Origin of the sequence: Pseudomonas sp. WC1 (assembly GCF_050586565.1) — a bacterium.
Taxonomy (GTDB): domain Bacteria; phylum Pseudomonadota; class Gammaproteobacteria; order Pseudomonadales; family Pseudomonadaceae; genus Aquipseudomonas.
Map to the genome: position 1 here is coordinate 22,184 of NZ_JBOBDQ010000045.1, position 26,456 is coordinate 48,639.

The window sequence follows — 26,456 nt, forward strand, 5'->3', positions numbered from 1 at the left end:
TGCCCCGCGATAGCGTCATAGCAGACAAAGCCGAGCCATAGATGATCCCCAGCACCACCCTCCCCCTCGTCCTTGCCGGCCCGGTACTGCGCCGCCTGGAGCCCCAACGCCTGGCCATCTGGCTGGTCGGCTCGCAACCGCTGCAAGCCGAATTTCTCCTGGATCAAGCCGGCATCGGCGCCACTGTGCACTGCGAGATGATCCCGGTCGGTACCCACGCCTTCATCCACCTGCTGGATATCCACTTCGAGCAGCCGCTCCCCAGCGACGTGGCGCTCGAATACGACCTGCGCCTGGCCAACGGCCAAGGCATCGCCGACTGGGCCCCACACCTGCTCTATCCCGGCGCCAGCCGCCCTAGCTTCGTGCTACGCCAGCGCCTCGACCAAGTGCTCCACGGCTCCTGCCGCAAGCCTCATCACCCGGCCGCCGACGGCCTGCTGTGCGCCGACCGCCTGCTGGCCACCGGCCCGCGCCCCGAGGAGCGCCCCGCCGTACTGTTGATGAGCGGCGACCAGGTCTATACCGACGATGTCGCTGGCCCCATGCTGCGTGCCATCCACGGGTTGATCGAGCGCCTGGGGCTGTTCGACGAGGCACTGGACGGCGCCCTGGTCGACAGCGGCGCCGCGCTCTACCAGCACCCAGCCTGCTATTACCACCGCGCCGACCTGCTGCCGGCCCAGGAAGGCAACGAGACCCTGCGTGAGCGCTTCTTCGGCGGCAAGCGCAAGCCGATCTTCTCCTCCAGCAACGCCGACAACCACCTGGTGACCTTCGCCGAAGTCATGGCCATGTACCTGCTCGTCTGGTCGCCGCTGCCCTGGTCGCTGGTGGGCATGCAGATGCCACCCGGCCTCACCGACAAGCGCCAGGCCCGCTACCGCCACGAGCTGCCGCTGATCGAGTCCTTCCGCGATGGCCTCGGCCAGGTAGCGCGGGTCATGGCCCACCTGCCCTGCCTGATGATCTTCGACGACCACGACATCACCGATGACTGGAACCTGTCGGCGCAGTGGGAACAGACCGCCTACGGCCATCCGTTCTCGCGGCGGATCATCGGCAACGCCCTGCTCGGCTACCTGCTGTGCCAGGGCTGGGGCAACGACCCGGACGGCTGCGCGGCGCTGGCCCGACAGTGCCGGCAGGTGGGTGAGGCGCGAGATGAACTGATTGGCGAACTGCTGCGCTTCCAGGGCTGGCAATACGCGCTGCCGAGCAACCCGCCGCTGCTGGTGCTGGACACCCGCACCCGGCGCTGGCGCAGCGAGCGCAATCTGGCCAAGCCTTCGGGCTTGCTCGATTGGGAGGCACTGAGCGAGCTGCAGCAGGCGCTGCTCGATCACCCGTCGGCGATCATCGTGTCGCCGGCGCCGATCTTTGGGGTCAAGCTGATCGAGACCGTGCAACGGGTGTTCAGCGCCCTGGGCTACCCGTTACTGGTAGATGCCGAGAACTGGATGGCGCACCGGGGCGCGGCGCAGGTGGTGCTCAATATCTTCCGCCACTCGCGCACGCCGGGGCATTACGTGGTGCTATCGGGCGATGTGCACTACTCATTCGTCTACGAAGTGCTGATCCGCCATCGCCAGGGCAGCCCGCACTTGTGGCAGGTGACCAGCAGCGGGATCAAGAACGAGTTTCCCCGGCGCCTGCTGGATGTGCTCGACCGGCTCAACCGCTGGCTGTATTCGCCGCGCTCGCCACTCAACTGGTTTACCAAGCGTCGGCAGATGGAAGTGGTGCCGCGTACGCCCAGCCGCAGCAAGGCCGGGGAACGACTGTGGAACAGCGCGGGGCTGGGGCAGGTATTCTTCGATGACCAGGGGCGGCCCGCGCGGGTGTATCAGTTGAATGCCGACGGTTCGCCGGCTACGGCGTTCATCAAGGACTGAAGCCATCGCGGGGCAAGCCCGCGATGGGGTCAGGATCTTTCCAGCGCGCTCACCAGGTCATGGAACGCCTCGCGGTTGGAGTCGTTCAAGCCCATGAGAATCTTGTGCGCCTCCAGCACCTTGGAGCGCACCACGCTCTCGTCCTGGTCCTGGGACGGCAGGTCGGTCAGGCACTCCGGGCACGGCACCGGGCGGTCGACGATGTTGAACACCTGGTCGAAACCCATGGACTGCAACAGCCGGGAGATGTCCGGGTTGGTGGTAACCACGGTCGGCAACAGGCCGACCTTTTGCCGGGACAGGATCGACAGCTTGGCCAGCAGGCCCAGGGTGGTGCTGTCGATGCTTTCGGTTTCGGTCAGGTCGATGACGATGGCCGAGAAGTTCAGCGCGGTGAAGATCTTCTCGATCGTCGCATCCAGTGCCGAACACAGGGTCAGGCGCACTTCACCGACAAATTTCAGAACGAAGGTCCCGCTTTGCTCGGCGAACTGGATTCTACCAGTACTCATTCAAGGTTCCTGCTCAACACCAATAGGGCGATATCATCCGGCATCTCCCCAAGCGTAGCCAATTCGAATCGTTGGCGCAGCCCCTCCAGGCTGCCCCCCGCCGCCTTGACGATTTCCGGCAAGGCAGCTTCCTTATCTTTGAGTGTGTCCCCGGGCAAAAGGTCCAGAATGCCATCGGACATCAGGGTGAGGCTGAACTGCGCTGGCAGTTCCAGCACCAGGTCCTGGTAGCTGGCCTCGTCGAACAACCCCACCGGCAGGCCGCGGCCTTCGAGGTAGCGGGCCTGGCCCGGGGTATACAGCACCGGCAGCGGCAAGTGGCCGCCGACGCTGTAGGTGAGCAGGCCGGTGTCCTCGTCGATGACCCCACCGACCATGGTCACATGCTTGCCCAGCTTGCAGTTGATCAGGCCACGGTTGATGTGGCTGAGCACCTGCGAAGGCTTGAACTCACGCATCTTGCCGCCACGCTTGAATTCGAACAGCAAGCGCGTGGTCATGAACTTGAGCAGCACCGTGACGAACGCCGACGAGGCACCATGGCCAGACACGTCCGCCAGGTAGAAGGCAATGCGCCGGTCGTCCACGCGGAAGTAGTCGGCGAAATCCCCCGATAGGTACAGCGACGGGATGATCTGGTGCTCGAAAGCGAAATCGCCGGCCACCCAGGGGTTTTCCGGCAGCATGTTCATCTGCACCTGGCGCCCGGCGGTCTGGTCCTCCTGCAGCAGGTGCAGGCTGGCCTCCAGTTCGCGGTTGGCGGCTTCGAGCTTCTCGCGGTAGCGCTGGTTCTCCAGCACCAGGCGCGATCGGTCGAGCGCGCGGCGCACCGAGTGCTCGAGCACGGCCAAGTCTTCCAGGGGCTTGATCAGGTAGTCCGCCGCGCCCAGGCGCAAGGCTTCGACCGCGTCGCTCATCACGCCGGCACCGGACACCACGATCACCGGCAACTGCGGCGCGAGCTCGCTGATCCGGCGGATCAGTTCGAGGCCGCCCATCTGCGGCATGCGCAGATCGCAGATCACGAGGTCGGGCTGGTGTGCTTCGAAGACCTGGAGGCCCTGCTGACCGTTACCGGCCTGGAGGACGCTGAAGCCGCTGTCTTCCAGATAAGCGGCGAGGCTGGCACGGACCACCTCGTCGTCATCGATGATCAGCAGCGTTGCACTGGGTTTCTGCATGTGGGCGAACGGCGCCAGATTTGGGTTGGCGTAGCGGCTGTGGAGAACCGACAGACGGCTACTGGAATGCTCTCTAGCCACTCTCTACTTGAGTTGTAGGACAAGAAGACTGGTCCGGCAAATAGCGAGGTGCCCTGTAAGGCGCTGACGGTACTCCCATCCGCCTGGCGTTTCAAGCATGGGCAGGTAGACTTCCCTGCACTTTACAGGGCAAATCACCCGGCGTTATAAGAATGTGGAGCAGCGCAACCTGACGAAAGGATGCAAGCATGTCCCAGCACCCCGTGGATTACAGCGAAAAACGTGATTTCATTCGCATGCGTATCGATGCCGAGGTCCAGCTGCTGCAGGCCGACCAGGTGATCAGCGCTGTGTGCATCGACCTCTCCAGCACCGGCATGCAGGTGCAGGCGCCGCAGCGTTTCCAGGTAGGCGACCGCCTTGAGGTACGCATCGACTCCGACCACACGGCCCTTGCCGGGCTGCATGCCAGCACCGAAGTGGTATGGATCGCCGACCAGCCAGGCGGTGCGCAGCGCTTCGGCTTGCGCATACTGGCCATGCATTGAACTGTTACGCAAAAGGCGACCCGAGGGTCGCCTTTTGCGTAAGCAGTGTCAGAAGTCGTCTTCGACCTCGCCGTCCTTGACCTTGAACTCGCGGTTCTGCAGGTAGGCGTTGCGCAGGAAGATGTATTTGTCGCCCTGCATCAGCTTCTCTGCCGACAGCAGGCTGGCGCGGGTGTCGATCACGTCGAGGGCGAGGATCGAGTTGCGCGTCGGCACATGGTCGATGTAGCGGTAGGGCTCGGTGTAGGAGTCCGGGTACTTGGCCAGGCCGTCACGCACGGTGCTTGGGCCAAGGAACGGGATGACCACGTACGGCCCGCTGGGCACGCCCCAGTAGCCGAGGGTCTGGCCGAAGTCTTCATCGTTGCGCTGCAGGCCCATCTTGGTGCCGACATCGAAGAAGCCGCCCAGGCCGAAGGTGGTGTTGACGATCAGCCGCGCCGTGTCGACGCCCGCCGCACGGGGCTTGAGCTGCAACACGTTGTTGGCCAGGTTGGTGACGTCGCCCAGGTTGCGGAAGACGTTGTGGATGCCATCTTCGAGGAACTGCGGGGTGACGTATTGATAACCCTGCGCCAACGGCTTGAGGGCATAGGTGTCGAGGACGTCGTTGAACCGGAAGATCGGCCGGTTCACCGCCTCCCAGGGATCCTCCTCCGTGGCTGCCTGAGTAGCCGCCACGGGCGCCAGCAGCAAGCTGGCGCAGACACAGGCCTGGGTGACTCGCTCGATCACTCCGGCACCGATCCTACGCATAGATGTTTCTCCATCGGATTTCACGGCGGCAACGGCCTTTGGCACGCTGCTCGATAGGGCGCAAGTATACTGGCTTGCTGACCGAACGATAGTTTTACATATCAGCGTCAAGAATTTGTGAACAACTGTAGGCTCTGTACGAAATGTATCTGCACTCGCCCATACTGCGTTGAAACGGGGCTCGGAATGCTCATGTACTCCAGTACACTGCGCTTCCTCCCCGTTTCGCCTTGTCTGGCCTTCGCGCAGACACATTTCGTACAGACCCTGGCCGTCATCCGTCGGTAACAATCGCTGGATAGCCTGCGGGTTATTTAGGGACGTTGCCATGCAAGACGCACCCGCCTTCACCGCTGTGCTGTTCGGCCTGCGCGGCTGCCTGGTACAGGCGACCGACGGCGGCCCCCTGCCCGCCCCCGGCGCCCTGGATTCCCTGCTTCGCCTGCGCTCGCAGCAGGTGCCGTGCATCTGGCTTGACGAACTCAGCGCCACCCTGGGCAAACGCCTGAGCAGCGTGCTGCCCGACTGGCTGCCGGGCCACTGCGCCAATGGCAGCAAATGGCCCACCCCCAATGCCTGCTGGCAGGCGCTGATGAACTTGCAAAGCCAGCGCCTGGACGGCTGCGTGCTGGTCAGTGGCGAGCCGCTGCTGTTGCAATCGGGGCTCAATGCCGGCCTGTGGACGGTGGGGCTTGCGGCCTGCGATCAGGGCTCAGCGCAATGGCAGGCACTGAGCCGGCAGGAACAGGAGCTGGCCCGCGGCAAGGCCACCCTGGCGCTGTTCGGCCTGGGCGTGCACTCGGTGATTGACCACCTCGAATCCCTTGATGCCTGCCTCGCGGATATCGCCCAGCGCCGGCAAAAAGGCGAGAAACCCTGATACATCCCCGTTGATACGGGTCATGCAAAGCGCCGGCAGGTGGATTACGCTAGAAGACAGGCCCGAACCTTTGCCGCTTCGCTGAGGTCCATGCCTTGCCAAGTCATTGATGGAGTAAGAACAATGCCTGCCCGCGAACTGCAAGAGCGCCTGAATAGCCTGCGCGAGCAACTGGATCGCAATGTGCCGCTTTCGGAAGAGGAGCTGGCCAGCCTGCATGAAGAAGCCAGGCAGATCGAGGCCCAGCTGAAGCTTGAGGAAGCCACCCCGGACAACAACCTCGTCGACGGCGTGAACCTCGCCATCGAACGCTTCGAGGCCGAACACCCCGACCTTACCGCCACCCTGCGCAGCATTGCCAACTCGCTGCACAGCATGGGGATCTGAACCCAACGGGCTGCGTTGCAGCCCATCGCCGGCAAGCCGGCCCCCACAGGGATTGCGCCAATCTGCTCTCTGTGGGAGCTGGCTTGCCGGCGATGGGCCGCTTCGCGGCCCGGTTACATTACTGCCGCACCAACCGCAGGTTCTGTGGGTTGATCGCCCCGGTGCTGCGGTACGGGTTGATATCCAGCCCACCCCGGCGCACATACCGTGCATACACCGTCAGGTGCTCAGGCTTGAGCAGGTTCTTCAGGTCCAGGTAGATCCGCTCCACGCACTGCTCGTGGAAGTCAGCATGCTGGCGGAAGCTGATCAGGTAGGTCAGCAGGCTGGCATGGTCCAGCGCCCGGCCCTTGTACTCCACCACCACGCTGCCCCAGTCCGGCTGGCCGGTAACCGGGCAATTGGATTTGAGCAGGTGGCTGTGCACGGTCTCTTCCATCACGCGATCCGCCGCGCAGCGCAGCAGTTCAGGCTGCGGTTGCTCGTAGTTGCTGATGCTCACATCCAGCGCATCGATGCACTGGCCCGGCAAGGCGCTCACGCCTTGGCCTTCGACCTCGGCCAAGGTGCTGACCTTGACCGCGACCGGTTTGCCCGCAGCGGCAGACAAGTCGTTCGCCAGGCACGCCTGCAACTCGGCCACCGAGGCGAACACGGTCTGGTTCAGCGAGTTGAGGTACAGCTTGAAGGACTTGGACTCGATGATGTTCGGCGAGTCGCAAGGGATGGCGAACTCGCCGATGGCCACCACCGGCTTGCCCGAAGGCAGCAGCCAGGACAGCTCGAAGCAGTTCCAGAAATCCACGCCCTGCCACGGCAGCGCGTCGCCACTCACGCCCAGCTCGGCCCACTTGGCCAGGCGCGGGATAGGGAACAGCAGCGAGGGGGTGTAAGTGGCGATGTATTCGCTGGACTTGCCCAGCGGGGAGTGTTCGGCGGCGGGATGCATGGAAACTGACCTGAAGGTTCGAAATTGCCCCTAGTCTACCGGTTTTGCACCCCGCCTTGGAGCCGATGTCACTCGATGGTCAGCGGCCCGACCATGCCGGCCTGGTAATGGCCCGGTACGTTGCAGGCGAACTCGATGGGCGCCGATTTGCGGAAGGTCCAGGTCAGCTCCGCGCGCTGGCCAGGCTGCACCAGCACGGTGTTGCCGGTGTCGTGGCCATGGCCGCCGCCCATCATCTGGCTGTGGTCCATGCCTTCGTGATTCATGCCGGCGGCAAAGATCTTGCCCTGCATGGCGACCATTTCCTTTTGATGTGCGGCATGCATGGCCTTGTCGCCGAGATTGAACTCGTGGGGCAGCTTGCCTTCATTGACCAGCGCGAAACGTACGGTTTCGCCGGCCTTGACCTTGATGCTCTTGGGTTCGAAGGCGATGTCCTTGAGCACCACCTCGACAGTGCGGGTGGCCTTGGCTGCCGGCGCCGGCTCGCCGAAAGCGAAGGGTTTGGCTTCGCCAGCGAAGGTGGGCAGGCTGGTCAGGGCAAGCGCGGCGGTGAGCAACAGGTGTTTCATGGGTGACTCCAGATCAATGCAGCGAAGATGGCACCATTGTCGAAAAGGCTGGCTGGCAGCTGGCTGACGGGAAGATTACAACTTTGTCAGCTTGGGCAGGCCGCCAGATCGTCACGTATCATTTCGGCATCACGTTGGCCCGAACCGTTGGTAAACACATGAAACTGCTGATCGTCGAAGACCAGGCCAAGACCGGCCAGTACCTGAGCCAGGGCTTGAGCGAGGCCGGCTTCGCCACCGAACTGGCCAGCGACGGCGAAACCGGCCAGCACCTGGCCCTGAGCGGCGACCACGACCTGCTGATCCTCGACGTGATGCTGCCGGGGCGCAACGGCTGGCAGATCCTCCAGGCGGTGCGCCAGGCCGGGCTGGACACCCCGGTGCTGTTCCTCACCGCCCGCGATGCCGTCGAGGACCGCGTGCACGGCCTGGAGCTGGGCGCCGACGACTACCTGGTCAAACCCTTCGCCTTCTCCGAACTGCTGGCCCGTGTACGCAGCCTGCTGCGCCGTGGCGCCAGTGCCAGCCAGGATACCTGCCTGGCCCTGGCCGACCTGCGCCTGGACCTGATTCGCCGCCGCGCCGAGCGCGCCGGTCAGCGCATCGATCTGACCGCCAAGGAGTTCGCCCTGCTCGAACTGCTGCTGCGCCGCCAGGGCGAGGTGCTGCCCAAGTCGCTGATCGCCTCGCAGGTGTGGGACATGAATTTCGACAGCGACACCAACGTCATCGAGGTGGCCATCCGCCGCTTGCGCCTGAAGATCGACGACAGCCATGCCGCCAAGCTGATCCATACTGTGCGCGGCATGGGCTACGTGCTCGAAGAGCGCCACGACTGATGCGCCGCCTGTCCCTGGGCAGCCGCCTGGCGCTGCTGTTCGCCGCCTGCACCGCGGCCGTGTCGCTGGGCGCCGGCCTGCTGTTCAACCGCGCCAGCGAGCAGCATTTCGTCGAACTCGACCAGCAACTGCTCAGTGGCCGGCTTTCGCTGATGAGCAGCCTGCTTGCCGGTGTCACCACCCAGCAGCAACTGGCCACGCGTCTGCCGGCGCTGCTCAACGAGCTGAGTCACCAGTCCGACCTGGCCTTGCGTGTGCGCGGCGCCGACGGCGAGCCGTGGTTCGCCAGCCGGGGCGAGCTGCCGCAGGCCCCCACCCCTACCGGCCTGGCCACGCTGCACAGCCACGGGGTCGATTACCGCAGCCTCAGCGCGCCACTGGTCGACGGCCAGCCCGCTTCGCCACAACTGACCCTGTTCCTCGACATCACCCACCACCAGCACTTCCTGCAAGGCATGCAGCGGTTGATCTGGTTCACCGTCGGCCTGTCGGCGCTGGCCACCGCGCTGCTCGGCGCCTGGGCCGTACGCCGCGGCCTGAAACCGCTGCGGCAGATGGGCAAGGTGGCCGCCAGCGTCACCGCCGGCTCGCTAACCACGCGCTTGCCGGCCGCCGAGATGCCCGAGGAACTGGCCGAGCTGGCCGGCACCGTCAACGCCATGCTGCAGCGCCTGGACGACGCGTTTCAGCGCCTGTCGGCGTTCTCCGCCGACATCGCCCACGAACTGCGCACGCCGCTGTCCAACCTGCTGACCCACACCCAGGTCACCCTCACCCGCCCGCGCAGCCTCGAGGAGTACCGCGAGGCCCTGCACGGCAACCTTGAGGAGCTGCAATGGATGGCCCAGCTGGTCAACGACATGCTCTACCTGGCCAAGGCTGACCACGGCCTGCTGATGCCCAGCCGCCAGGCGCTGGACCTGGCAACGGAGGCCGATGCGTTGCTGGAGTACTACGCGCCGCTGGCCGAGGACGCCGAGGTGCGTTTGTTGCGTGAGGGCCAGGCCCATGCCAAGGGCGACCGGCACATGCTGCGCCGGGCGCTATCGAACTTGCTGGACAACGCCCTGCGCTTCACCCCCGCCGGAGGGGAGATCCGGGTAAGCTTGGAGCCTGGGCTGCGCATCGTGGTAGCCAACACCGGGCCGGCGATTGCGCCGCAACTGCTGGAGCGATTGTTCGACCGCTTCTACCGGGCGGATCCGGCGCGCCAGGAAGGCAGCAGCGAGCATGCGGGGTTGGGGCTGGCGATCACCCGCTCGATCGTGCAGGCACATGGGGGACGCATCAGGGCAGAGTGCGCGGATGGCTGGACGCGGTTTGTGATCGAGTTGTCCGAATAGGGGCTGCTACACAGCCCATCGCTGGCAAGCCAGCTCCCACAGGGCTCTTGCAAGCCTGTACTTTGTGGGAGCCGGCTTGCCGGCGAAAGGGGCGCCATGCCTTACTCGTAACGCAACGCCATGGCCGGTTCGATCTGCGAGGCGCGGTACGCCGGGTAGATCGTCGCCAGGAAGCTCATCACCAGCCCCGCCACGCAGATGATCGCCACATCGCCCCATTGCAGCTCCGACGGCAGGCTGCTGATGAAGTAGATGTCGGAGGTGAAGATATGCTGCCCGCTGACCCGCTCGAGCCAACCGACCACCGCGCTCACGTTCAGCGCCAGGATCACTCCCAGCACCCCGCCAAGCAAGGTGCCGACGATGCCGATCAAGCTGCCCTGGACCATGAAGGTGCCCATGATCTGCGCCGGCGTGGCGCCGATGGTGCGCAGGATGGCGATGTCCGCGCCCTTATCGTTCACCACCATCACCAGGGTGGCGATGATGTTGAACGCGGCCACGGCGATGATCATCATCAGCAGCAGGCCGATCATGGTCTTTTCCATCTTCATCGCGCTGAACAGGCTGCCCTGGGTGTGCGACCAGTCATCGGCGCGGTAGCCTTCGCCCAGGCCCGCGGCGATGGCCTTGGACACCTGTGGCGCGGCATACAGGTCATGCAGCTTCAGGCGCACGCCCTGCACCTGGCCCGGTGCCCAGCGCTGCATTTCGCCGGCATCGGCGACGTGAATGTAGGCCTGCGAGCCATCCAGTTCGGCACCCACCTTGAAGATGCCGACCACGGTGAGGCGCTGCATGCGCGGAGTGATGCCGCCCGGTTCCTTGCTGATCTCCGGGACGATCAGGGTCAGCTTGTCACCGGTGTTCAGGCGAAAACGCCGCGCCGTCAATTCACCGATGACCACGCCATACTCGCCCGGCACCAATGCCTGCAAGCTGCCCTGGACGATGTGCTGGGTGACGATGGAGACCTTGCCTTCCTCGGTCGGATCGATGCCGGCGACCTGGATCGGCTGCATCGCCCCCTTGTACGAGAGCATGCCTTCCATCTCGGTGATCGGCGCGGCAGCCATCACCGCCGGATTGCCTTCGGCGGCGGCGGCGACCGTGCGCCAGTCGTCCAACGGCTGCGCGCCGAGGATCGCAGCGTGTGGCACCAGGCCAAGCACCCGCGAACTCATCTCGCGCTGGAAGCCGTTCATCACCGACAACACCGTGATCATGGCCAGCACGCCGAGCGACAGGCCGATCATCGAGGTCATGGAGATGAACGAGATGAAGTGGTTGCGGCGCTTGGCACGGGTGTAGCGGGCACCGATGAACAAGGACAAGGGTCTGAACATGAACGGGAACACCCAAGTAGAAAAAGAACCGGGGCCGCCTCACGGGGCCCCGCGCAAGCGACTCAGATCGCCACCAGGTGCCCGTCTTCCAGGCTCAGCACACGGTCCATCTGGCGCGCCAGGTTGAGGTCGTGGGTCACTACCAGGAAGGCGGTCTGCGAGTGGGTCGACAACTCGCGCATCAGCTCCTGGATACCCTGGGCGGTGTGGTGGTCGAGGTTGCCGGTGGGCTCGTCGAGCATCACCAGGCCGGGGCGGTTGACCAGGGCGCGGGCAATCGCCACACGCTGGCGCTCACCACCGGACAGCTCGGCCGGCTTGTGATTGAGGCGGTGGCCCAGGCCGACGCGCTTGAGCAGCGCCTCGGCGCGCTCGCGGGCCTCGCTGATCGGGGTCTTGCCGATCAGCAACGGCATGCAGGCGTTCTCCAGGGCGGTGAACTCTGCCAGCAGGTGGTGGAACTGGTAGACGAAGCCCAGCGCGCGATTGCGCAGCAGGCCGCGGGCCCGCTCGCCCAGTGCCGACAGCTCTTCGCCGGCCAGCCAGACACTGCCCTGCGTCGGCGTGTCGAGACCGCCCAGCAGGTTGAGCAGCGTACTCTTGCCCGAACCCGAGCTGCCGACGATGGCCACCCGCTCCCCCGGGTGCAGTTCGAGGTTCAACCCTGACAACACCTGCACCGACTCCGGGCCTTCCTCGTAGCTCTTGCCCAGGTTGCGGCAGCTCAACACGGCTTTATCACTCATGCGCGACTCACTCATAACGTAGCGCCTCTGCAGGCTGGGTGCGCGAGGCGCGCCAGGCCGGGTACAGGGTGGCGAAGAAACTCAGGACCAGCGCCGCACCGCAGACCATGTACACGTCCTGGGCCTGGATCTGCGACGGCAGGTAATCGATGAAGTACACGTCGGCATTGAGGAACTTGTGCCCGATCAGGGCTTCGATGCCGGCGATGGCCGCGCTCACGTTGAGCGCGCCGAGGATGCCCAGCACCGCGCCGATCAGCGTGCCAACCACGCCGATCACCGTGCCCTGGACCATGAAGATGGCCATGATCTGCCCGGGCGTGGCACCCAGGGTGCGCAGGATGGCGATGTCGCCGCGCTTGTCGTTGACCACCATCACCAGGGTGGAAATGATGTTGAACGCCGCCACCGCAACGATCAGCAGCAGCAGCAGGCCGATCATGGATTTCTCCATGCGGATTGCCTGGTACAGGTTGCCGTGGGTGCGTGTCCAGTCCCGCGGGTAGTACTCCTGCTCGCCCAGCTGCTGGGCAATGGCCCAGGTGGCGCGGGGGGCCTGGAACAGGTCGTCGAACTTCAGGCGCACGCCCTGGACCTGATCGGCCTTCCAGCGATGCAGGCGCGACAGGTCGGCAATGTTGGTCAGGCCCAGGTAGCCGTCGATCTCGCCGGCACCGACATGGAAGGTGCCGACCACGGTGAAGCGCTTCATGCGCGGGAACATGCCCGCCGGGGTCACGCTGACCTCGGGGGCGACGAAGGTCAGCTTGTCGCCGATGGCCACGCCCAGCTTCTGTGCGGCCTTGTCGCCGATCATGATCCCCCACTCGCCCGGCGCCAGCTTGTCTAGGCTGCCGTCGAGGACGAACTTGTCGATGATCGACACCTCGCGCTCGCGGGCCGGGTCGATGCCGTTGAGCAGCACCTTCTGCACCTTGCCCTCATGGGTCAGCAGGCCCTGCATCTGGGTGAAGGGCGCGACCGCCAGCACCTGCGGATTCTGCTTTACTTTAGAGGCGAGGGCCTGCCAGTCGTCGATCGGCTGACCGGTCTCCAACGTGGCGTGAGGAATCATACCCAGCACGCGGGTACGCATCTCGTGGTCGAACCCGTTCATCACCGACAGCACCACGATCATCACCACCACGCCCAGGGCGAGGCCGATCATCGAGGTGAGCGAAATGAACGAGACGAAGTGATTGCGGCGCTTGGCACGGGTGTAGCGCGTACCAATGAATACGAATAGAGGTCTGAACATGTCGGGGCTTGTTCGGATGAAAGGGAACGTCCTTGTGGCGAGGCGCCTACGGCGGCTTTACACTCGGACCACCGCCGTAACCTTGGGTTCGCCATGACGACATTAGACGAAGAAGATCGCCGCGAATACTACCGCATCGAAGATCGGATCGCACTTCAAATCAGCCCCCTCAGCGCGGCCGAAGCCCTTGAGACAGAACTGTTGCAGGATGATTCGGAGCTGTTCAACCTGCTCAGCGAACTGCACCTGTCCGACTTCGAGTCGCAACACCTGCTGCGCCAGTTGAGCGAGAAGGACCGCACCCTGGCCGCCTTCCTGCGCGCCCAGAACAAACGCCTCGACCTGCTGAGCGCCGTGGTCGCGCAAACCTTGATCGGCGAAATCGGCCAGCCGATGCCGGTGATCATCTCCGAAGGCGGCATCGAGTTCGCCCAGGCGCAGAAGATCGCGCCCGGCACCCGGGTCAAGGTGAAGATGGTGCTGATGCCCCGTGCCCATGGCCTGTTGCTGCGCGGCCGGGTCACCCATTGCGACCCGCGCCCGGACGGCGACTTCGAGGTTGGCACCGAATTCATCGACATGACCGACGCCCAGCGCCAGCTCCTGGCCCGCTACATCCTGCAGCGCCAGCAACAGCAACGGCGCCAGGCGCTGGAGCAGAACGAGCCGGACGCATAAGCCCTTTTTCCCTGTTTTGAAGGAACGAACGTGACCCTGATCTATGGCCACCGCGGCGCCAAGGGCGAAGCACCCGAGAACACCCTGCAGAGTTTCCGTCAGTGCCTGTCCCATGGCGTGGACCGCTGCGAACTCGACCTGCACCTGTCGGCCGACAACGAGCTGATGGTGATCCACGACCCGAGCCTCAAGCGCACTACCGGCAGGCGCGGCAAGGTGGTCGAGCACACCGCCGCCGAGCTGGTGACCTACGACGCCCGCAAGGGAGGCCCGGGCCATGTACAGCCCTGCCACATCCCACGGCTCGAGGAACTGTTCGAGAAGTGCCCGTTCGAGCATTGGCAACTGGAGGTCAAGAGCGCCTCGCGCACCCGCGCGGCCAGCACGGTGCTGGCGATCCGCGAACTGGCCCTGCAGCACGGCCTGCTGGACAAGGTGACCATCACCTCGAGCTCACGGGAAGTGCTCGGCGCCGCCCAGGAGCTGGTGCCCGACGTGAAACGCGGGCTGGTCGCCGAGTACGCCTGGCTCGACCCGCTGAAGGTCGCGCAGAACTACGGCTGCGAGATGCTGGCGTTGAACTGGACGCTGTGCACCCCCGAGCGCCTGATCAAGGCGCAGCGCCAGGGTTTGCACGTGTCGGTGTGGACGGTCAACGAACCGGCACTGATGCGCCGGCTCGCCGACTTTGGCGTGGACAGCCTGATTACAGACTTTCCCGGTTTGGCCAGGACCACCCTCGGGTAGGGCTGAAATCGGTCTCCCCGACCGGCTCAGGCCACCGGTCGGAGCCGCTCAAAAAAGCCGGTTCAGACCATCATAGGCGGCTACCCGATAGGCCTCGGCCATGGTCGGGTAGTTGAAAGTGGTGTTGACGAAGTACTTCAGGTTGTTCTGCTCGCCCGGCTGGTTCATCACCGCCTGGCCGATGTGGACGATCTCCGAGGCCTGGTAGCCGAAGCAGTGCACGCCGAGGACTTCCAGGGTCTCGCGGTGGAACAGGATCTTCAGCATGCCTTGCGGCTCGCCGGCGATCTGTGCGCGGGCCATGCTCTTGAAGAAGGCCTTGCCCACTTCGTAGGGCACCTTGGCCTGGGTCAGTTCCTGCTCGTTCTTGCCGATCGAGCTGATCTCCGGAATGGTGTAGATGCCGGTCGGCACATCGTTGACGAAGCGCCAGCTGCCGTTGTCGACGATGCTGCCGGCCGCCGAGCGGCCCTGGTCATGGGCGGCGCTGGCCAGGCTTGGCCAGCCGATCACGTCACCGGCACCGTAGATGTTCGGCACGCTGGTGCGGTAGGTCTCGTCGACCTCGATCTGGCCGCGGCTGTTGACCTTGATACCGATGTTCTCCAGGCCCAGCTTGTCGGTGTTGCCGGTACGGCCATTGCACCACAGCAAGGCGTCGGCCTTGATCTTCTTGCCCGACTTCAGGTGCAGGATCACCCCGTTGTCCAGGCCCTCGACACGGTCATACTCCTCGTTGTGGCGCACGGTGATGTTGTTGTTGCTGAAGTGGTAGCTCAGCGCCTGGGAAATCTCCGAATCCAGGAAGCTCAGCAGCTGGCCGCGGTTGTCGACCAGTTCCACCAGCACACCCAGGCCGCTGAAGATCGAGGCGTATTCGCAACCGATCACCCCGGCGCCGTAGACGATCAGCTTGCGTGGGGTATGGCTGAGGCTGAGGATGGTGTCGCTGTCATAGACGCGCGGGTGGTGGAAGTCGATGTCGGCCGGGCGGTATGGGCGCGAGCCGGTGGCGATGATGATGTGCTTGGCGTTGAGCTTCTCGACCACGCCGTTGGGGCAGACCACTTCGACGGTCTGCTCATCGGCGAAGCTGCCGGTGCCGACGAACACATCGACGCGGTTGCGCGCGTAGTAGCCGGTGCGCGAGGCGACCTGCTTGCTGATGACCTTCTCGGCGCTCTTGAGCACATCAGGGAAGGAGAACCAGCGCGGCTCGCCGATGGCGCGGAACATCGGGTTGGTGTTGAACTGCATGATCTGCCGCACGGAGTGACGCAGCGCCTTGGACGGGATGGTGCCCAGGTGGGTGCAGTTGCCACCGACCTGGCGACGGCTGTCGACCATGGCCACCTTGCGCCCTGCTTTGGCGGCGTTCATTGCCGCGCCCTCTCCGGCCGGGCCGGAACCCAGCACCACTACGTCGTAGTTGTAGACAGCCATGCGTACTCCTTCAGAACTGGCCCGCCGGCCGGATGGCCGCGGGGCGCGATCATGTCGCCGGGGCGCCATGAGAAAATTCGGGTGCAGTCTAATCAAGCGTGAACGCCGCGCACATTAACCCTTGGTCGCGTCGTAGGCCATTATTGCCTGCACTACATGTCGTTTCACCGTTTCCCTGGCTTCGATCATCCGTGGCTTGCCTTTCACTTGCCTTTCACCCGCCGCTCGAAGGCCGGCGTGGAACGAGAGACGAAACCACCCTCGACCCGGGTCACCAGCACTGCGGCGATACCGTGCGCGATGGCGAAATCCCAGCCCTGCTGCGGCCCGAGGATCAACAACAGGGTCGAGTAGCCGTCGGCCAGCAGCGCCGAAGCGTCGAGCACCGTCACCGCCGCCAGGTCGTGCGCGACCGGGCGCCCGAGGCGGGCGTCGAAGGTGTGTGAATAGCGCCGGCCATTGTCCTCGAAATAATGCCGGTAGTCACCCGAGGTCGACACGGCCAGGTCCTGCACGTCGATGACCTGGCGGGCGATCTGGCGATCCTCGCGCGGCAGTTCCAGGGCCACCCGCCAGGCGCTGCCATCGGGCTTGCGGCCCACGGCCTTCAACTCACCGGTGGCCTCGGCAAGAAAGTTGTCGATGCCCATGGCGCGCAGGCGCTGGGCGATCAGGTCGACGGCGTGGCCGGCGGCGATGCTGTTGAAATCCAGCTCGACGGCGGCGTCCTTGCACAGGGCCTCGCCCTCAAGGCGCAAGTGGCGGTAACCCACGCGCAGGCGCTCCCTGGCCAGCGCCTGCGGCTCCGGCACCTGCATTTCGCGGGCCTGCGGGCCGAAGCCCCAGAGGTCGAGCAGCGGCTCGACGGTAAGGTCGAAGGCGCCCTGGCTCTGTTCGGCCAGGTGCTGGCCGAAAGTAACCAGTTCCAGCATGTCGGCATCGATGGGCAGGCACTGATTGGCCGGCAACTGGTTGAAACGGCTGACGATGGAGTCGCCGCGGTAGGTGGAGTAATGCGCGTCGACGGCCTGCAGGATGCTTTCGACCGCCGACTGCACCTGCTCCGGCGCCGGGCCGCCGGGCTGGCGCACGTACTGGATGCTGTAGCTGCTGCCCATGGTCGGGCCGCCGAAGCGCTCGAGGGTCGGGGTTGGCTTGCAGGCTGAAAGCAGCGTAAGGATGGACAACAGTAGTATCGCGCGCAAACGAGAGCTCTCAGGAGACAGCACTGGCCTCATCGCCGGCAACGGCTCCCACAAAAGGCTCGGCGCCAGCGCCTCTGTGGGAGCCGGCTTGCCGGCGATGAGGCCGGTACAGGCACAGCAGTTATCAGGCAAAAAAAACGGGAACCCGAAGGTTCCCGTTTTCTCAACGCATTACAAGCGGATCAGCGTGGAAACGCTGGCGGGTTCACACCGGCCATGTCTTCCATCACGCGCACCACCTGGCAGCTGTAACCGAATTCGTTGTCGTACCAGACGTACAGGACAACACGGTTGTCGTTGCAGATGGTCGCCTCGGCGTCGACCACACCGGCGTGGCGCGAACCGACGAAGTCGGTCGATACCACTTCCTGGGAGCTGACGTAGTCGATCTGCTTGTGCAGCTCGGAGTGCATGGCGGTCTGGCGCAGGTACTCGTTCAGCTCTTCGCGGTTGGTGGCCTTCTCGAGGTTCAGGTTGAGAATGGCCATCGACACGTTCGGCGTCGGCACACGGATCGCGTTGCCGGTCAGCTTGCCCTTGAGCACTGGCAGCGCCTTGGCGGCGGCAGTGGCGGCACCGGTCTCGGTGATGACCATGTTCAGCGGCGCGGCGCGGCCACGGCGGCTGCCCTTGTGGAAGTTGTCGATCAGGTTCTGGTCGTTGGTGAACGAGTGAACGGTTTCGACGTGCCCGTTGACGATGCCGTACTGGTCGTTGATGGCCTTGAGCACCGGCACGATGGCGTTGGTGGTGCAGGACGCCGCCGAGATGATCTTGTCGTCGGCGCTGATGTCGCCGTGGTTGATGCCGTGCACGATGTTCTTCAGCGCGCCCTTGCCAGGTGCGGTGAGGATCACGCGGGCGGCGCCCGGGCAGGCCAGGTGCTGGCCGAGGCCGTCGGCGTCACGCCAGACACCGGTGTTGTCGACGATCAGCGCATCGTTGATGCCGTACTGGGTGTAGTCGACTTCGCTCGGGCTCTTGGCGTAGATCACCTGGATCAGGTTGCCGTTGGCAGTGATGGTGTTGTTGGCTTCATCGATGACGATGGTGCCGTCGAACGGACCGTGCACCGAGTCGCGGCGCAGCAGGCTGGCGCGCTTGACCAGGTCGTTCTCGGCGCCCTTGCGCACAACGATGGCGCGCAGGCGCAGGCCGTCGCCGCCACCGGTCTTCTCGATCAGGATACGCGCCAGCAGGCGGCCGATGCGGCCGAAGCCGTACAGCACGACGTCGGTGCCCTTGCGTGCGGAAGCGTTCTGCTGACCCACGACGTCGGCCAGTTCGTCACGGACGAACTGTTCGGCGCTGCGGCCATTGCCTTCGACCTTGAACTTGTTGGCCAGCTTGCCCAGGTCCACCGAGGCGGCGCCCAGCTTCAGCTCGCTCATGGCCTTGAGCAGGGGGAATGTCTCGTGGACGGACAGCTCGGTCTCGTCGGTCTGACGGTGACGGGCAAAGCGGTGTGCTTTGAGGATCGAGATAACCGAACGGTTGATCAGGCTGCGGCCATAGATCGAGCTCACCACGTTGTTGTTGCGGTAGAGCTGACCGATAAGCGGGATCATCGCTTCAGCCAGGGCTTCACGATCGATCCACTCACCAAGACACTGGTCGGGCTTCTGAGTCACGGTAACCTTCCACATGTAGGGGAACAAAAAAGGGGCTACATTATGACGCCCCGCGGCGTATCGGGCAATGAGCGCCTGTCGCCGGCGCCAGCCCCCGTCGCCAAGCCCTTTCGAACCTGACAGCGCGCCTCGTCACCGGTACAATCGACCTCTTTGCCGCAACGCTTGGAGTCCGATCTCCCGTGTCAGTTCTGCGCCTACCGCAAATGTCGGCCACGGCCGGCAAACAAACCTGGGGCAACCTGCCCGGCGCGGCCTTGAGCCTGGCCGTCGCCGAGGCTGCCAGTACCGCCGGTCGCTTCACCTTGCTGCTGACCGCCGACAGCCAGGCGGCCGACCGCCTGGAGCAGGAGCTGCGCTTCTTCGCGCCAGAACTGCCGGTGCTGCCTTTCCCCGACTGGGAAACCCTGCCCTACGACCTGTTCTCGCCGCACCAGGACATCATCTCCCAGCGTATCGCCAGCCTCTACCGGCTGCCGGAGCTGGACCACGGCATTCTCGTCGTGCCGATCACCACCGCCCTGCACCGCCTGGCCCCCACGCGCTTCCTGCTGGGCAGCAGCCTGGTGCTGGACGTCGGCCAGAAGATCGACGTCGAGCAGATGCGCGCGCGCCTGGAAGCCAGCGGCTACCGCTGCGTCGACACGGTCTACGAGCATGGCGAGTTCGCCGTGCGCGGCGCGCTGATCGACCTGTTCCCCATGGGCAGCAAGCAGCCGTACCGCATCGACCTGTTCGACGACGAGATCGAGACCCTGCGTACCTTCGACCCGGAGAGCCAGCGCTCGATCGACAAGGTCGACTCGATCCGCCTGCTGCCGGCGCGCGAGTTCCCCATGCAGAAGGACGAGGTGACGCGCTTCAAGGCGCGTTTCCGCGAACGCTTCGACGTCGACTTCCGCCGCAGCGCAATCTTCCAGGACCTCACCAGCGGCATCATCCCCGCTGGCATCGAGTACTACCTGCCGTTGTTCTTCGAAGAAACCGCCACCCTGTTCGACTACCTGCCGGCCGACACCCAGGTGTTCTCGCTGCCGGGCGTGGAGCAGGCCGCCGAACACTTCTGGAACGATGTGCGCGGGCGCTATGAAGAGCGCCGCGGCGATATGAGCCGGCCGCTGCTGCCACCGGCGGAGCTGTTCCTGCCGGTGGAGGATTGCTTCGCCCGCCTCAAGCAGTGGCCACGAGTGGTGATCAGCGGCGAAGATGTCGAGGCCGGCGCTGGCCGTGAGCGCTTCGCCGCCCGCGCCCTGCCCAACCTGGCCATCGAGGCCAAGGCCCACCAGCCGCTGGCGGAGCTGGCCAACTTCCTCGACCAGTTCAGCGGCCGCGTGCTGTTCACCGCCGAGTCCGCGGGCCGCCGCGAAGTGCTGCTCGAGTTGCTCGAACGCCTCAAGCTGCGCCCGCAGACCGTCGACGGCTGGGCCGACTTCGTCACCGGCGGCGAACGCCTGGCGATCACCATCGCACCGCTGGACGACGGCCTGCTGTTGGACGACCCCGCCATTGCCCTGGTAGCGGAAAGCCCGCTGTTCGGCCAGCGCGTGATGCAGCGCAGGCGCCGCGAGAAACGCGGCGAGGCGGCCAACGACGCGGTGATCAAGAACCTCACCGAGCTGCGCGAAGGCGCGCCGGTGGTGCACATCGACCATGGCGTGGGCCGCTACCTGGGCCTGGCCACCCTGGAAATCGACGGCCAGGCCGCCGAGTTCCTCACCCTCGAATACGCCGAGGGCGCCAAGCTCTACGTGCCGGTGGCCAACCTGCACCTGATCGCGCGCTACACCGGCAGCGACGACGCCCTGGCCCCGCTGCACCGGCTGGGCTCCGAAGCCTGGCAGAAAGCCAAGCGCAAGGCCGCCGAGCAGGTGCGCGACGTCGCCGCCGAGCTGCTCGACATCTACGCCCGCCGCGCCGCACGCAAAGGCTACGCCTTCGCCGACCCGGCCGCCGACTACGCCACCTTCAGCGCCGGCTTCCCGTTCGAGGAAACCCCCGACCAGCAGACCGCCATCGAGGCGGTGCGGGCCGACATGCTCGCCGGCCAGCCCATGGACCGCCTGGTGTGCGGCGACGTCGGCTTCGGCAAGACCGAGGTGGCCATGCGCGCCGCCTTCATCGCCGTGCACAGCGGCCGCCAGGTGGCGGTGCTGGTACCCACCACGCTGCTGGCCCAGCAGCACTACAACAGTTTCCGCGACCGCTTCGCCGACTGGCCGGTGAAGGTCGAGGTGATGAGCCGCTTCAAGTCGGCCAAGGAAGTCGCCAGCGCCGCGGCGGAACTGGCCGAAGGCAAGATCGACATCCTCATCGGCACCCACAAGCTGCTGCAGGACGATGTGCGCTTCAAGGACCTGGGCCTGGCCATCATCGACGAGGAACACCGCTTCGGCGTGCGCCAGAAGGAACAGCTCAAGGCGCTGCGCAGCGAGGTGGATATCCTCACACTGACCGCAACGCCGATCCCGCGCACGCTGAACATGGCAGTTTCGGGCATGCGCGACCTGTCGATCATCGCCACCCCGCCAGCGCGGCGCCTGTCGGTGCGCACCTTCGTCATGGAGCAGAACAAGAGCACGGTGAAGGAGGCGCTGCTGCGCGAACTGCTGCGCGGTGGCCAGGTGTACTACCTGCACAACGATGTGAAGAGCATCGAGAAGTGCGCCGCCGAGCTGGCCGAGCTGGTGCCCGAGGCACGTATCGGCATCGGTCACGGGCAGATGCGCGAACGCGAGCTCGAGCAGGTGATGAGTGACTTCTATCACAAGCGTTTCAACGTGCTGATCGCCTCGACCATCATCGAGACCGGCATCGACGTGCCGAGCGCCAACACCATCGTCATCGAGCGCGCCGACAAGTTCGGCCTGGCGCAATTGCACCAGTTGCGTGGTCGGGTCGGGCGCAGCCACCACCAGGCCTATGCCTACCTGCTGACGCCACCGCGCCAGCAAATCAGCGCCGACGCCGAGAAACGCCTGGAGGCCATCGCCAACACCCAGGACCTGGGCGCGGGCTTCGTCCTGGCCACCAACGACCTGGAGATCCGCGGCGCCGGCGAACTGCTCGGCGAAGGCCAGAGCGGGCAGATCCAGGCGGTCGGCTTCACCCTGTACATGGAGATGCTCGAGCGCGCGGTCAAGGCCATACGCAAGGGCACCCAGCCGAACCTCGAACAGCCGCTCGGTGGCGGCCCGGAGATCAACCTGCGCCTGCCGGCGCTGATCCCCGAGGACTACCTGCCCGATGTGCATGCGCGCCTGATCCTGTACAAGCGCATCGCCTCGGCGGCCGACGAAGAGGGCCTCAAGGACCTGCAGGTGGAGATGATCGACCGCTTCGGCCTGCTGCCGGAGCCGACCAAGAACCTGATGCGCCTGACCCTGCTCAAGCTGCAGGCGGAAAAGCTCGGCATCAAGAAAGTCGATGCCGGCCCCAACGGCGGCAAGCTCGAGTTCGAGGCCGAAACCCCGGTCGACCCGCTGACCCTGATCAAGCTGATCCAGGGCCAGCCCAAACGCTACAAGTTCGAAGGCGCGACCCAGTTCCGCTTCCTGGTGCCGATGGAACGCCCCGAAGAACGTTTCAACACCCTGGAAGCGCTGTTCGAGCGCCTTACCCCACAAACACACTAAGGAAGCTTCATGCGTGCCATCCGCTGCCTGACCTTGCTGCTGACGCTGATCGCGCCGGCCGCCTTCGCCGCAGGCCCGTATCAGGTGGAAATGGTCCTGATGCGGCAGAACGCCGTAGCGGCCATTACCAGCCCGTTTGCCCCGGAAGACTGGAGCGCCGGCGCGCCACGCCTGAACAAGGGCGCTGAACGCCCGACCGGCCTGGGTGACGAGGTCACCCGCCTGCAGGCCACCGCCGACTACACCGTGCTGCTGCACAAGGCCTGGCAACAGGATGGCGAAACCGTTGCCCTGAGCGCCGGTGACGAACAGTTCGGCCACTTCCCGATCGAAGGCAACCTGCGCATCAAGGAAAGCCGCTTCATCGCCGTTGACGCCAACCTCTGGGTCAACCAGCTCGACAGCAATGGCAGCGTGCTGCGCAGCGAGCAGTTCAAGCAGAGCAACAGCAACATGAAGGCCGGGCAGCTGACCTTCCTCGATGGCGGGCACCTGGCCGTGCTGCTCAAGGTTTCACCGGCCGGCATGCGCAAGATGCCGCTGCCCGACCCGGAAATGATGGAGCAGTGAAACCGTGAACGCCGATGTGCAGAAGCTGGCGGCCGAGAACCCGAGCTGGAAGCGCGACTTTTCCGCGGCCACCCTGCAACGTGGCGAGCGCTACGCCGAACAGGGCCTGGTGCAGATCCAGTCCCACGGCGATTCACGCATCGAGTCCACCTGCCGCGGCAGCGGCGGCAATGTCTACCGCCAGCGGATCATCATCACCGCGGGGCCATCCGGGCAGTGCCACGTGCGCGGCAACTGCTCCTGCCCGGTCGGCGAGAACTGCAAGCACTGCGCCGCCGCGCTCTACACCCTGGCCAGCAGCTACGGGCGCGGCGCGGCCAGCGGCGAGCAACTGCCCCATCACCTGCAGCATTGGTTGCAAGGCCTGGAGCAGCCCACCCCCAGGCAAGACGGCGCTGAAGACCGGCGCGGGCGCATGGTCTGCTACCAACTCATGCTCAAGGACGACAAGAGCTGCGCCTTGCGCGTGCGCAAAGGCACCCGCGAAGAGCATGGCATTCGCTACAGCCGCATCCATTCGCTGTACGAACTGCTCTACGAGCCACCGAAATACGTCAAGGAAGAAGACCTGCGCATCCTGCGCCAGCTGTCGGCGCAGAACGCGCCCTTCGGCCAGGAACGCGGTTTCGCGCTCAAGGGGCACGAAGGCGGCGAACTGCTGCAGCGGGCACTGGATACCGGGCGCCTGATGTTCATCGAAGACTTTCCCTTGATGGTTCAGGGCGCCCCGCGCCAGGCGCAATTCCGCTGGGTACGCCTGAACAGCGGTGACTATCGGGGCATGTGGTACAACGGCGAGGAACCGCTCAATTGCGTGCTGCCGCTGGTGCCGCTGTTCTACTTCGATGTCGACAGCCAAGAAGTCGGCACCGTCACCCACACCCTCGACCCGCACACCGCCCTGCAGCTGTCCCTTGCCCCCGATGTACCGGAACACCTTATCGTGCCCCTCAGCCACAAGCTCAACGCGCTCAACCATCGCCTGCCGACCCCCACCGCCGTGCAGGAGGAACAGCTCGACGGCATCGAGCCGACCCCACACTTGACCCTCGGCAGTCTTGAATTCAGCGCCTACACGCCCAAGACCGGGCGCATGCAACGCCAGATGCAGCACCGCGCCGCGTTGGCGTTCGACTACGACGGCCTGCGTGCCAGCGGCAGCGACGACAAGTCACTCAGCCGCCTGGTGGGCACCACCAGCCAACGCATCCAGCGCCAGCCACAGGCCGAGCAGGCCCTGCGCATGGCCCTGCGCGACCACGGCTTCAAGGTGGCGACCCGCCAGAGCAAGGCCCTCCCCGACAGTGCCGGCGAAATGTACCAGTTGCCCGACGACGAAGCCTGGCTGCGCTTCGCCCGCGAAGGCCTGCCGCGTCTGCGCGAGGCGGGCTGGGCGATCGACGTGCACCGCGACTTCGCGTTCAACCTGCACGAGGTCGACGACTGGTATGCCACCATCGAGGAAGCGCCAGGCCACGAATGGTTCGACCTCGAGCTGGGTATCGTGGTGGACGGCCAGCGCCACAGCCTGCTACCCATTGTCCTGCAACTACTGCGCACCAGCCCGGAACTGCTGCGGCCCAGCGAACTGGCGCGGCGCAATGACGACGAGCACCTGCTGATTGACCTCAACCGCGCCCGCCATGACGGCCCGGCGCTGCGGGTCGCCCTGCCCTACGGGCGCATCAAGGCGGTGATGGGCACCCTGGGCGAACTGTACCTGCACGAGGACGCCGTGGGCCCGAGCCTGCGCCTGGACCGCACCGATGCCGCACGCCTCAACGAAATCGACCACCTGCCGCTGCAATGGGAAGGCGGCAGCCATGTGCGCGACCTGGGCCGACGCCTGCGTGACGCTCGCGACCTGCAGGTGATGCCGCCCAAAGGCCTGAACGCCACATTGCGCCCCTACCAGCAGCAAGGCCTGAACTGGCTGCAGGCCCTGCGCGAGATGGGCACCGGTGGCATCCTCGGCGACGACATGGGCTTGGGCAAGACCCTGCAGACCCTGGCCCACCTGCTGCTGGAGAAAGAAAGCGGGCGCCTGGCACATCCGGCGCTGGCGGTGATGCCCACCAGCCTGGTGCCCAACTGGCTCGACGAAGCCCGGCGCTTCGCCCCCGACCTGCGCGTGCTGGCCTTGCACGGCCCAGGCCGCAACAAGCACTTCGCTAATCTGGCCGACTATGACCTGGTGCTGACCACCTACGCCCTCGCCCCCCGTGACCTCGAACCACTCAAGGCCCAGCCCTGGCACCTGCTGGTGCTGGACGAGGCGCAGAACATCAAGAGCAGCACCAGCAAGGCGGCCCAGTCCGTTCGCGAGCTGCAGGCCAGCCAGCGGCTGTGCCTGACCGGCACGCCGATGGAGAACAACCTCGGCGAGCTGTGGTCGATCTTCCACTTCCTGATGCCTGGCTGGCTAGGCGACAGCAAGCGCTTCACCCAAGACTACCGTACCCCGATCGAGCGTCACGGCGACGCTGAGCGCATGGCCCATCTGGCCAGCCGCATCCGCCCGTTCCTGCTGCGCCGTACCAAGGAACAGGTGGCCACCGAACTGCCGGCCAAGACCGAAATGATCCACTGGGTCGAGCTCAGCGACGCCCAACGCGACACCTACGAGGCGCTGCGGGTGGCAATGGACAAGAAAGTCCGCGACGAGATCGCCCGCAACGGCGCCGCGCGCAGCCAGATCGTCATCCTCGACGCGCTGCTCAAGCTGCGCCAGGTGTGTTGCGACCTGCGCCTGGTCAAGGGTACCGAGGCCAAGGGCACATTCGCCGACAAGGGCAAGCTGGGCAGCCTGCTGGAGATGCTTGAGGAGCTGCTCAGCGAGGGGCGCAAGGTGCTGCTGTTCTCGCAGTTCACCTCGATGCTCGCGCTGATCGAGTTCGAGTTGGAGAAGCGCGGCATTCGCTACAGCCTGCTGACCGGCGATACCCGTGACCGTCGCGCCCCCGTGCAGCAGTTCCAGAATGGCGACAGCGAGGTATTCCTGATCAGCCTCAAGGCCGGCGGCACCGGGTTGAACCTGACTGCCGCCGACACTGTGATCCACTACGACCCGTGGTGGAACCCGGCCAGTGAAAACCAGGCCACCGACCGCGCCTACCGTATCGGCCAGGACAAACCGGTGTTCGTGTTCAAGCTGATCACCCGGGGGACGGTGGAAGAGAAGATCCAGCAGTTACAGCATGAGAAGGCGGCACTGGCAGCCGGGCTGCTCGATGGCGGGCAGGCCGGGCAATGGCGTTTGGGGGATGAGGAAATCGAGGCGCTGTTCGCGCCGCTGCCGGGTAAAAGGAGTAAATAAC

General features: G+C 65.2%; 22 protein-coding genes. 11 read left to right on the forward strand and 11 right to left on the reverse strand.

The features are described from left to right. Positions 1-41 precede the first annotated feature (41 nt). Positions 42-1,895, forward strand: coding sequence for an alkaline phosphatase D family protein (locus tag ACQ4OD_RS19075; RefSeq protein WP_430944761.1), 1,854 nt, complete (start codon positions 42-44; stop codon positions 1,893-1,895). A 29-nt stretch (positions 1,896-1,924) separates the two neighbouring features. On the opposite strand, the gene rssC is transcribed toward ACQ4OD_RS19075, so the two are convergent. Beyond that, positions 1,925-2,407: an anti-sigma factor antagonist RssC gene (rssC, locus tag ACQ4OD_RS19080; protein ID WP_023631332.1), complete on the reverse strand. Its 483-nt coding sequence runs from the start codon at positions 2,405-2,407 to the stop codon at positions 1,925-1,927. Next, positions 2,404-3,588, reverse strand: coding sequence for a two-component system response regulator RssB (gene rssB / locus ACQ4OD_RS19085; protein WP_102684499.1), 1,185 nt, complete (start codon positions 3,586-3,588; stop codon positions 2,404-2,406). Before rssB ends, rssC begins: the two co-directional genes overlap by 4 nt. Before the next feature lie 269 nt (positions 3,589-3,857). Here rssB and ACQ4OD_RS19090 point away from each other — a divergent pair, with 269 nt between their 5' ends. Next, entirely contained in the window at positions 3,858-4,157 is a 300-nt protein-coding gene (locus ACQ4OD_RS19090; RefSeq protein ID WP_102684498.1) for a PilZ domain-containing protein, read from the forward strand. A 48-nt stretch (positions 4,158-4,205) separates the two neighbouring features. Here ACQ4OD_RS19090 and ACQ4OD_RS19095 read toward each other — a convergent pair whose 3' ends face one another. Next, positions 4,206-4,913, reverse strand: coding sequence for an MlaA family lipoprotein (locus ACQ4OD_RS19095; RefSeq protein WP_139672352.1), 708 nt, complete (start codon positions 4,911-4,913; stop codon positions 4,206-4,208). A 328-nt stretch (positions 4,914-5,241) separates the two neighbouring features. Between ACQ4OD_RS19095 and ACQ4OD_RS19100 the strand changes: the two genes are divergently transcribed. Continuing rightward, positions 5,242-5,793 carry a phosphonoacetaldehyde phosphonohydrolase-related protein gene (locus tag ACQ4OD_RS19100; protein ID WP_139672355.1) on the forward strand — a complete coding sequence of 184 codons (552 nt, stop codon included), beginning with the start codon at positions 5,242-5,244 and terminating at the stop codon, positions 5,791-5,793. Between the two features lie 123 nt (positions 5,794-5,916). After that, positions 5,917-6,180 (forward strand): DUF4404 family protein, encoded by a 264-nt coding sequence (locus ACQ4OD_RS19105; RefSeq protein ID WP_031315272.1) that lies wholly within the window; start codon positions 5,917-5,919, stop codon positions 6,178-6,180. Positions 6,181-6,298: 118 nt separating this feature from the next. Here ACQ4OD_RS19105 and queF read toward each other — a convergent pair whose 3' ends face one another. After that, on the reverse strand, positions 6,299-7,129 hold the full coding sequence (gene queF, locus ACQ4OD_RS19110; protein ID WP_198753870.1) for an NADPH-dependent 7-cyano-7-deazaguanine reductase QueF: 831 nt from the start codon (positions 7,127-7,129) through the stop codon (positions 6,299-6,301). A gap of 68 nt (positions 7,130-7,197) precedes the next feature. Further along, positions 7,198-7,701 (reverse strand): cupredoxin domain-containing protein, encoded by a 504-nt coding sequence (locus ACQ4OD_RS19115; RefSeq protein ID WP_430944762.1) that lies wholly within the window; start codon positions 7,699-7,701, stop codon positions 7,198-7,200. 158 nt (positions 7,702-7,859) lie between these two features. On the opposite strand from ACQ4OD_RS19115, the gene ACQ4OD_RS19120 reads away from it, so the two are divergent. Together ACQ4OD_RS19120 and ACQ4OD_RS19125 are read left to right on the forward strand one after the other, a co-directional pair. Continuing rightward, on the forward strand, positions 7,860-8,540 hold the full coding sequence (locus ACQ4OD_RS19120) for a heavy metal response regulator transcription factor (protein ID WP_198753869.1): 681 nt from the start codon (positions 7,860-7,862) through the stop codon (positions 8,538-8,540). Then, positions 8,537-9,883 (forward strand): heavy metal sensor histidine kinase, encoded by a 1,347-nt coding sequence (locus tag ACQ4OD_RS19125; protein WP_430944764.1) that lies wholly within the window; start codon positions 8,537-8,539, stop codon positions 9,881-9,883. The genes ACQ4OD_RS19120 and ACQ4OD_RS19125 overlap by 4 nt, the downstream gene beginning before the upstream one ends. A gap of 101 nt (positions 9,884-9,984) precedes the next feature. Here the strand turns inward: ACQ4OD_RS19125 and ACQ4OD_RS19130 are convergent, their stop codons facing one another. The 3 genes from ACQ4OD_RS19130 to ACQ4OD_RS19140 form a co-directional block, all read right to left on the reverse strand. Beyond that, the gene (locus ACQ4OD_RS19130; RefSeq protein ID WP_102683170.1) at positions 9,985-11,229 is read right to left on the reverse strand and encodes a lipoprotein-releasing ABC transporter permease subunit; all 1,245 of its coding nucleotides are present in this window, start codon (positions 11,227-11,229) and stop codon (positions 9,985-9,987) included. A gap of 62 nt (positions 11,230-11,291) precedes the next feature. Beyond that, a complete protein-coding gene (gene lolD, locus ACQ4OD_RS19135) occupies positions 11,292-11,975 on the reverse strand; it encodes a lipoprotein-releasing ABC transporter ATP-binding protein LolD (RefSeq protein ID WP_172670900.1) in 684 nt (227 codons plus the stop codon). 7 nt (positions 11,976-11,982) lie between these two features. Beyond that, a complete protein-coding gene (locus tag ACQ4OD_RS19140) occupies positions 11,983-13,233 on the reverse strand; it encodes a lipoprotein-releasing ABC transporter permease subunit (RefSeq protein ID WP_046856390.1) in 1,251 nt (416 codons plus the stop codon). A gap of 93 nt (positions 13,234-13,326) precedes the next feature. Between ACQ4OD_RS19140 and ACQ4OD_RS19145 the strand changes: the two genes are divergently transcribed. Together ACQ4OD_RS19145 and ACQ4OD_RS19150 are read left to right on the forward strand one after the other, a co-directional pair. After that, on the forward strand, positions 13,327-13,911 hold the full coding sequence (locus ACQ4OD_RS19145; RefSeq protein ID WP_102683159.1) for a PilZ domain-containing protein: 585 nt from the start codon (positions 13,327-13,329) through the stop codon (positions 13,909-13,911). A 30-nt stretch (positions 13,912-13,941) separates the two neighbouring features. Beyond that, on the forward strand, positions 13,942-14,658 hold the full coding sequence (locus ACQ4OD_RS19150; protein ID WP_102683158.1) for a glycerophosphodiester phosphodiesterase: 717 nt from the start codon (positions 13,942-13,944) through the stop codon (positions 14,656-14,658). 48 nt (positions 14,659-14,706) lie between these two features. On the opposite strand, the gene sthA is transcribed toward ACQ4OD_RS19150, so the two are convergent. The 3 genes from sthA to ACQ4OD_RS19165 form a co-directional block, all read right to left on the reverse strand. Next, positions 14,707-16,101 carry a Si-specific NAD(P)(+) transhydrogenase gene (sthA, locus tag ACQ4OD_RS19155; protein WP_023631920.1) on the reverse strand — a complete coding sequence of 465 codons (1,395 nt, stop codon included), beginning with the start codon at positions 16,099-16,101 and terminating at the stop codon, positions 14,707-14,709. A gap of 203 nt (positions 16,102-16,304) precedes the next feature. Beyond that, on the reverse strand, positions 16,305-17,339 hold the full coding sequence (locus tag ACQ4OD_RS19160; protein WP_430944763.1) for an FAD:protein FMN transferase: 1,035 nt from the start codon (positions 17,337-17,339) through the stop codon (positions 16,305-16,307). A 149-nt stretch (positions 17,340-17,488) separates the two neighbouring features. Continuing rightward, positions 17,489-18,952: a glyceraldehyde-3-phosphate dehydrogenase gene (locus tag ACQ4OD_RS19165; protein WP_046856393.1), complete on the reverse strand. Its 1,464-nt coding sequence runs from the start codon at positions 18,950-18,952 to the stop codon at positions 17,489-17,491. A 167-nt stretch (positions 18,953-19,119) separates the two neighbouring features. Here ACQ4OD_RS19165 and mfd point away from each other — a divergent pair, with 167 nt between their 5' ends. The 3 genes from mfd (at position 19,120) to ACQ4OD_RS19180 (ending at position 26,455) form a co-directional block, all read left to right on the forward strand. Beyond that, a complete protein-coding gene (gene mfd / locus ACQ4OD_RS19170) occupies positions 19,120-22,569 on the forward strand; it encodes a transcription-repair coupling factor (RefSeq protein WP_102683156.1) in 3,450 nt (1,149 codons plus the stop codon). A 9-nt stretch (positions 22,570-22,578) separates the two neighbouring features. Continuing rightward, a complete protein-coding gene (locus ACQ4OD_RS19175) occupies positions 22,579-23,139 on the forward strand; it encodes a CsiV family protein (protein ID WP_139672369.1) in 561 nt (186 codons plus the stop codon). A gap of 415 nt (positions 23,140-23,554) precedes the next feature. Beyond that, entirely contained in the window at positions 23,555-26,455 is a 2,901-nt protein-coding gene (locus ACQ4OD_RS19180) for a DEAD/DEAH box helicase (protein ID WP_430944765.1), read from the forward strand. The last annotated feature ends 1 nt before the right edge of the window (position 26,456 follow it).

What these genes read in the sequence shown, in the direction of transcription:
- ACQ4OD_RS19075 (WP_430944761.1), top strand. Translation starts at nt 42, where the DNA reads ATGATCCCCAGCACCACCCTCCCCCTCGTCCTTGCCGGCCCGGTACTG.
- ACQ4OD_RS19115 (WP_430944762.1), bottom strand. Translation starts at nt 7,701, where the DNA reads ATGAAACACCTGTTGCTCACCGCCGCGCTTGCCCTGACCAGCCTGCCC.
- ACQ4OD_RS19140 (WP_046856390.1), bottom strand. Translation starts at nt 13,233, where the DNA reads ATGTTCAGACCTCTATTCGTATTCATTGGTACGCGCTACACCCGTGCC.
- ACQ4OD_RS19175 (WP_139672369.1), top strand. Translation starts at nt 22,579, where the DNA reads ATGCGTGCCATCCGCTGCCTGACCTTGCTGCTGACGCTGATCGCGCCG.
- ACQ4OD_RS19130 (WP_102683170.1), bottom strand. Translation starts at nt 11,229, where the DNA reads ATGTTCAGACCCTTGTCCTTGTTCATCGGTGCCCGCTACACCCGTGCC.
- rssC (WP_023631332.1), bottom strand. Translation starts at nt 2,407, where the DNA reads ATGAGTACTGGTAGAATCCAGTTCGCCGAGCAAAGCGGGACCTTCGTT.
- ACQ4OD_RS19120 (WP_198753869.1), top strand. Translation starts at nt 7,860, where the DNA reads ATGAAACTGCTGATCGTCGAAGACCAGGCCAAGACCGGCCAGTACCTG.
- sthA (WP_023631920.1), bottom strand. Translation starts at nt 16,101, where the DNA reads ATGGCTGTCTACAACTACGACGTAGTGGTGCTGGGTTCCGGCCCGGCC.
- ACQ4OD_RS19180 (WP_430944765.1), top strand. Translation starts at nt 23,555, where the DNA reads ATGGTCTGCTACCAACTCATGCTCAAGGACGACAAGAGCTGCGCCTTG.
- ACQ4OD_RS19100 (WP_139672355.1), top strand. Translation starts at nt 5,242, where the DNA reads ATGCAAGACGCACCCGCCTTCACCGCTGTGCTGTTCGGCCTGCGCGGC.
- ACQ4OD_RS19165 (WP_046856393.1), bottom strand. Translation starts at nt 18,952, where the DNA reads ATGTGGAAGGTTACCGTGACTCAGAAGCCCGACCAGTGTCTTGGTGAG.
- queF (WP_198753870.1), bottom strand. Translation starts at nt 7,129, where the DNA reads ATGCATCCCGCCGCCGAACACTCCCCGCTGGGCAAGTCCAGCGAATAC.
- ACQ4OD_RS19160 (WP_430944763.1), bottom strand. Translation starts at nt 17,339, where the DNA reads ATGAGGCCAGTGCTGTCTCCTGAGAGCTCTCGTTTGCGCGCGATACTA.
- ACQ4OD_RS19090 (WP_102684498.1), top strand. Translation starts at nt 3,858, where the DNA reads ATGTCCCAGCACCCCGTGGATTACAGCGAAAAACGTGATTTCATTCGC.
- rssB (WP_102684499.1), bottom strand. Translation starts at nt 3,588, where the DNA reads ATGCAGAAACCCAGTGCAACGCTGCTGATCATCGATGACGACGAGGTG.
- ACQ4OD_RS19095 (WP_139672352.1), bottom strand. Translation starts at nt 4,913, where the DNA reads ATGCGTAGGATCGGTGCCGGAGTGATCGAGCGAGTCACCCAGGCCTGT.
- ACQ4OD_RS19145 (WP_102683159.1), top strand. Translation starts at nt 13,327, where the DNA reads ATGACGACATTAGACGAAGAAGATCGCCGCGAATACTACCGCATCGAA.
- ACQ4OD_RS19105 (WP_031315272.1), top strand. Translation starts at nt 5,917, where the DNA reads ATGCCTGCCCGCGAACTGCAAGAGCGCCTGAATAGCCTGCGCGAGCAA.
- lolD (WP_172670900.1), bottom strand. Translation starts at nt 11,975, where the DNA reads ATGAGTGATAAAGCCGTGTTGAGCTGCCGCAACCTGGGCAAGAGCTAC.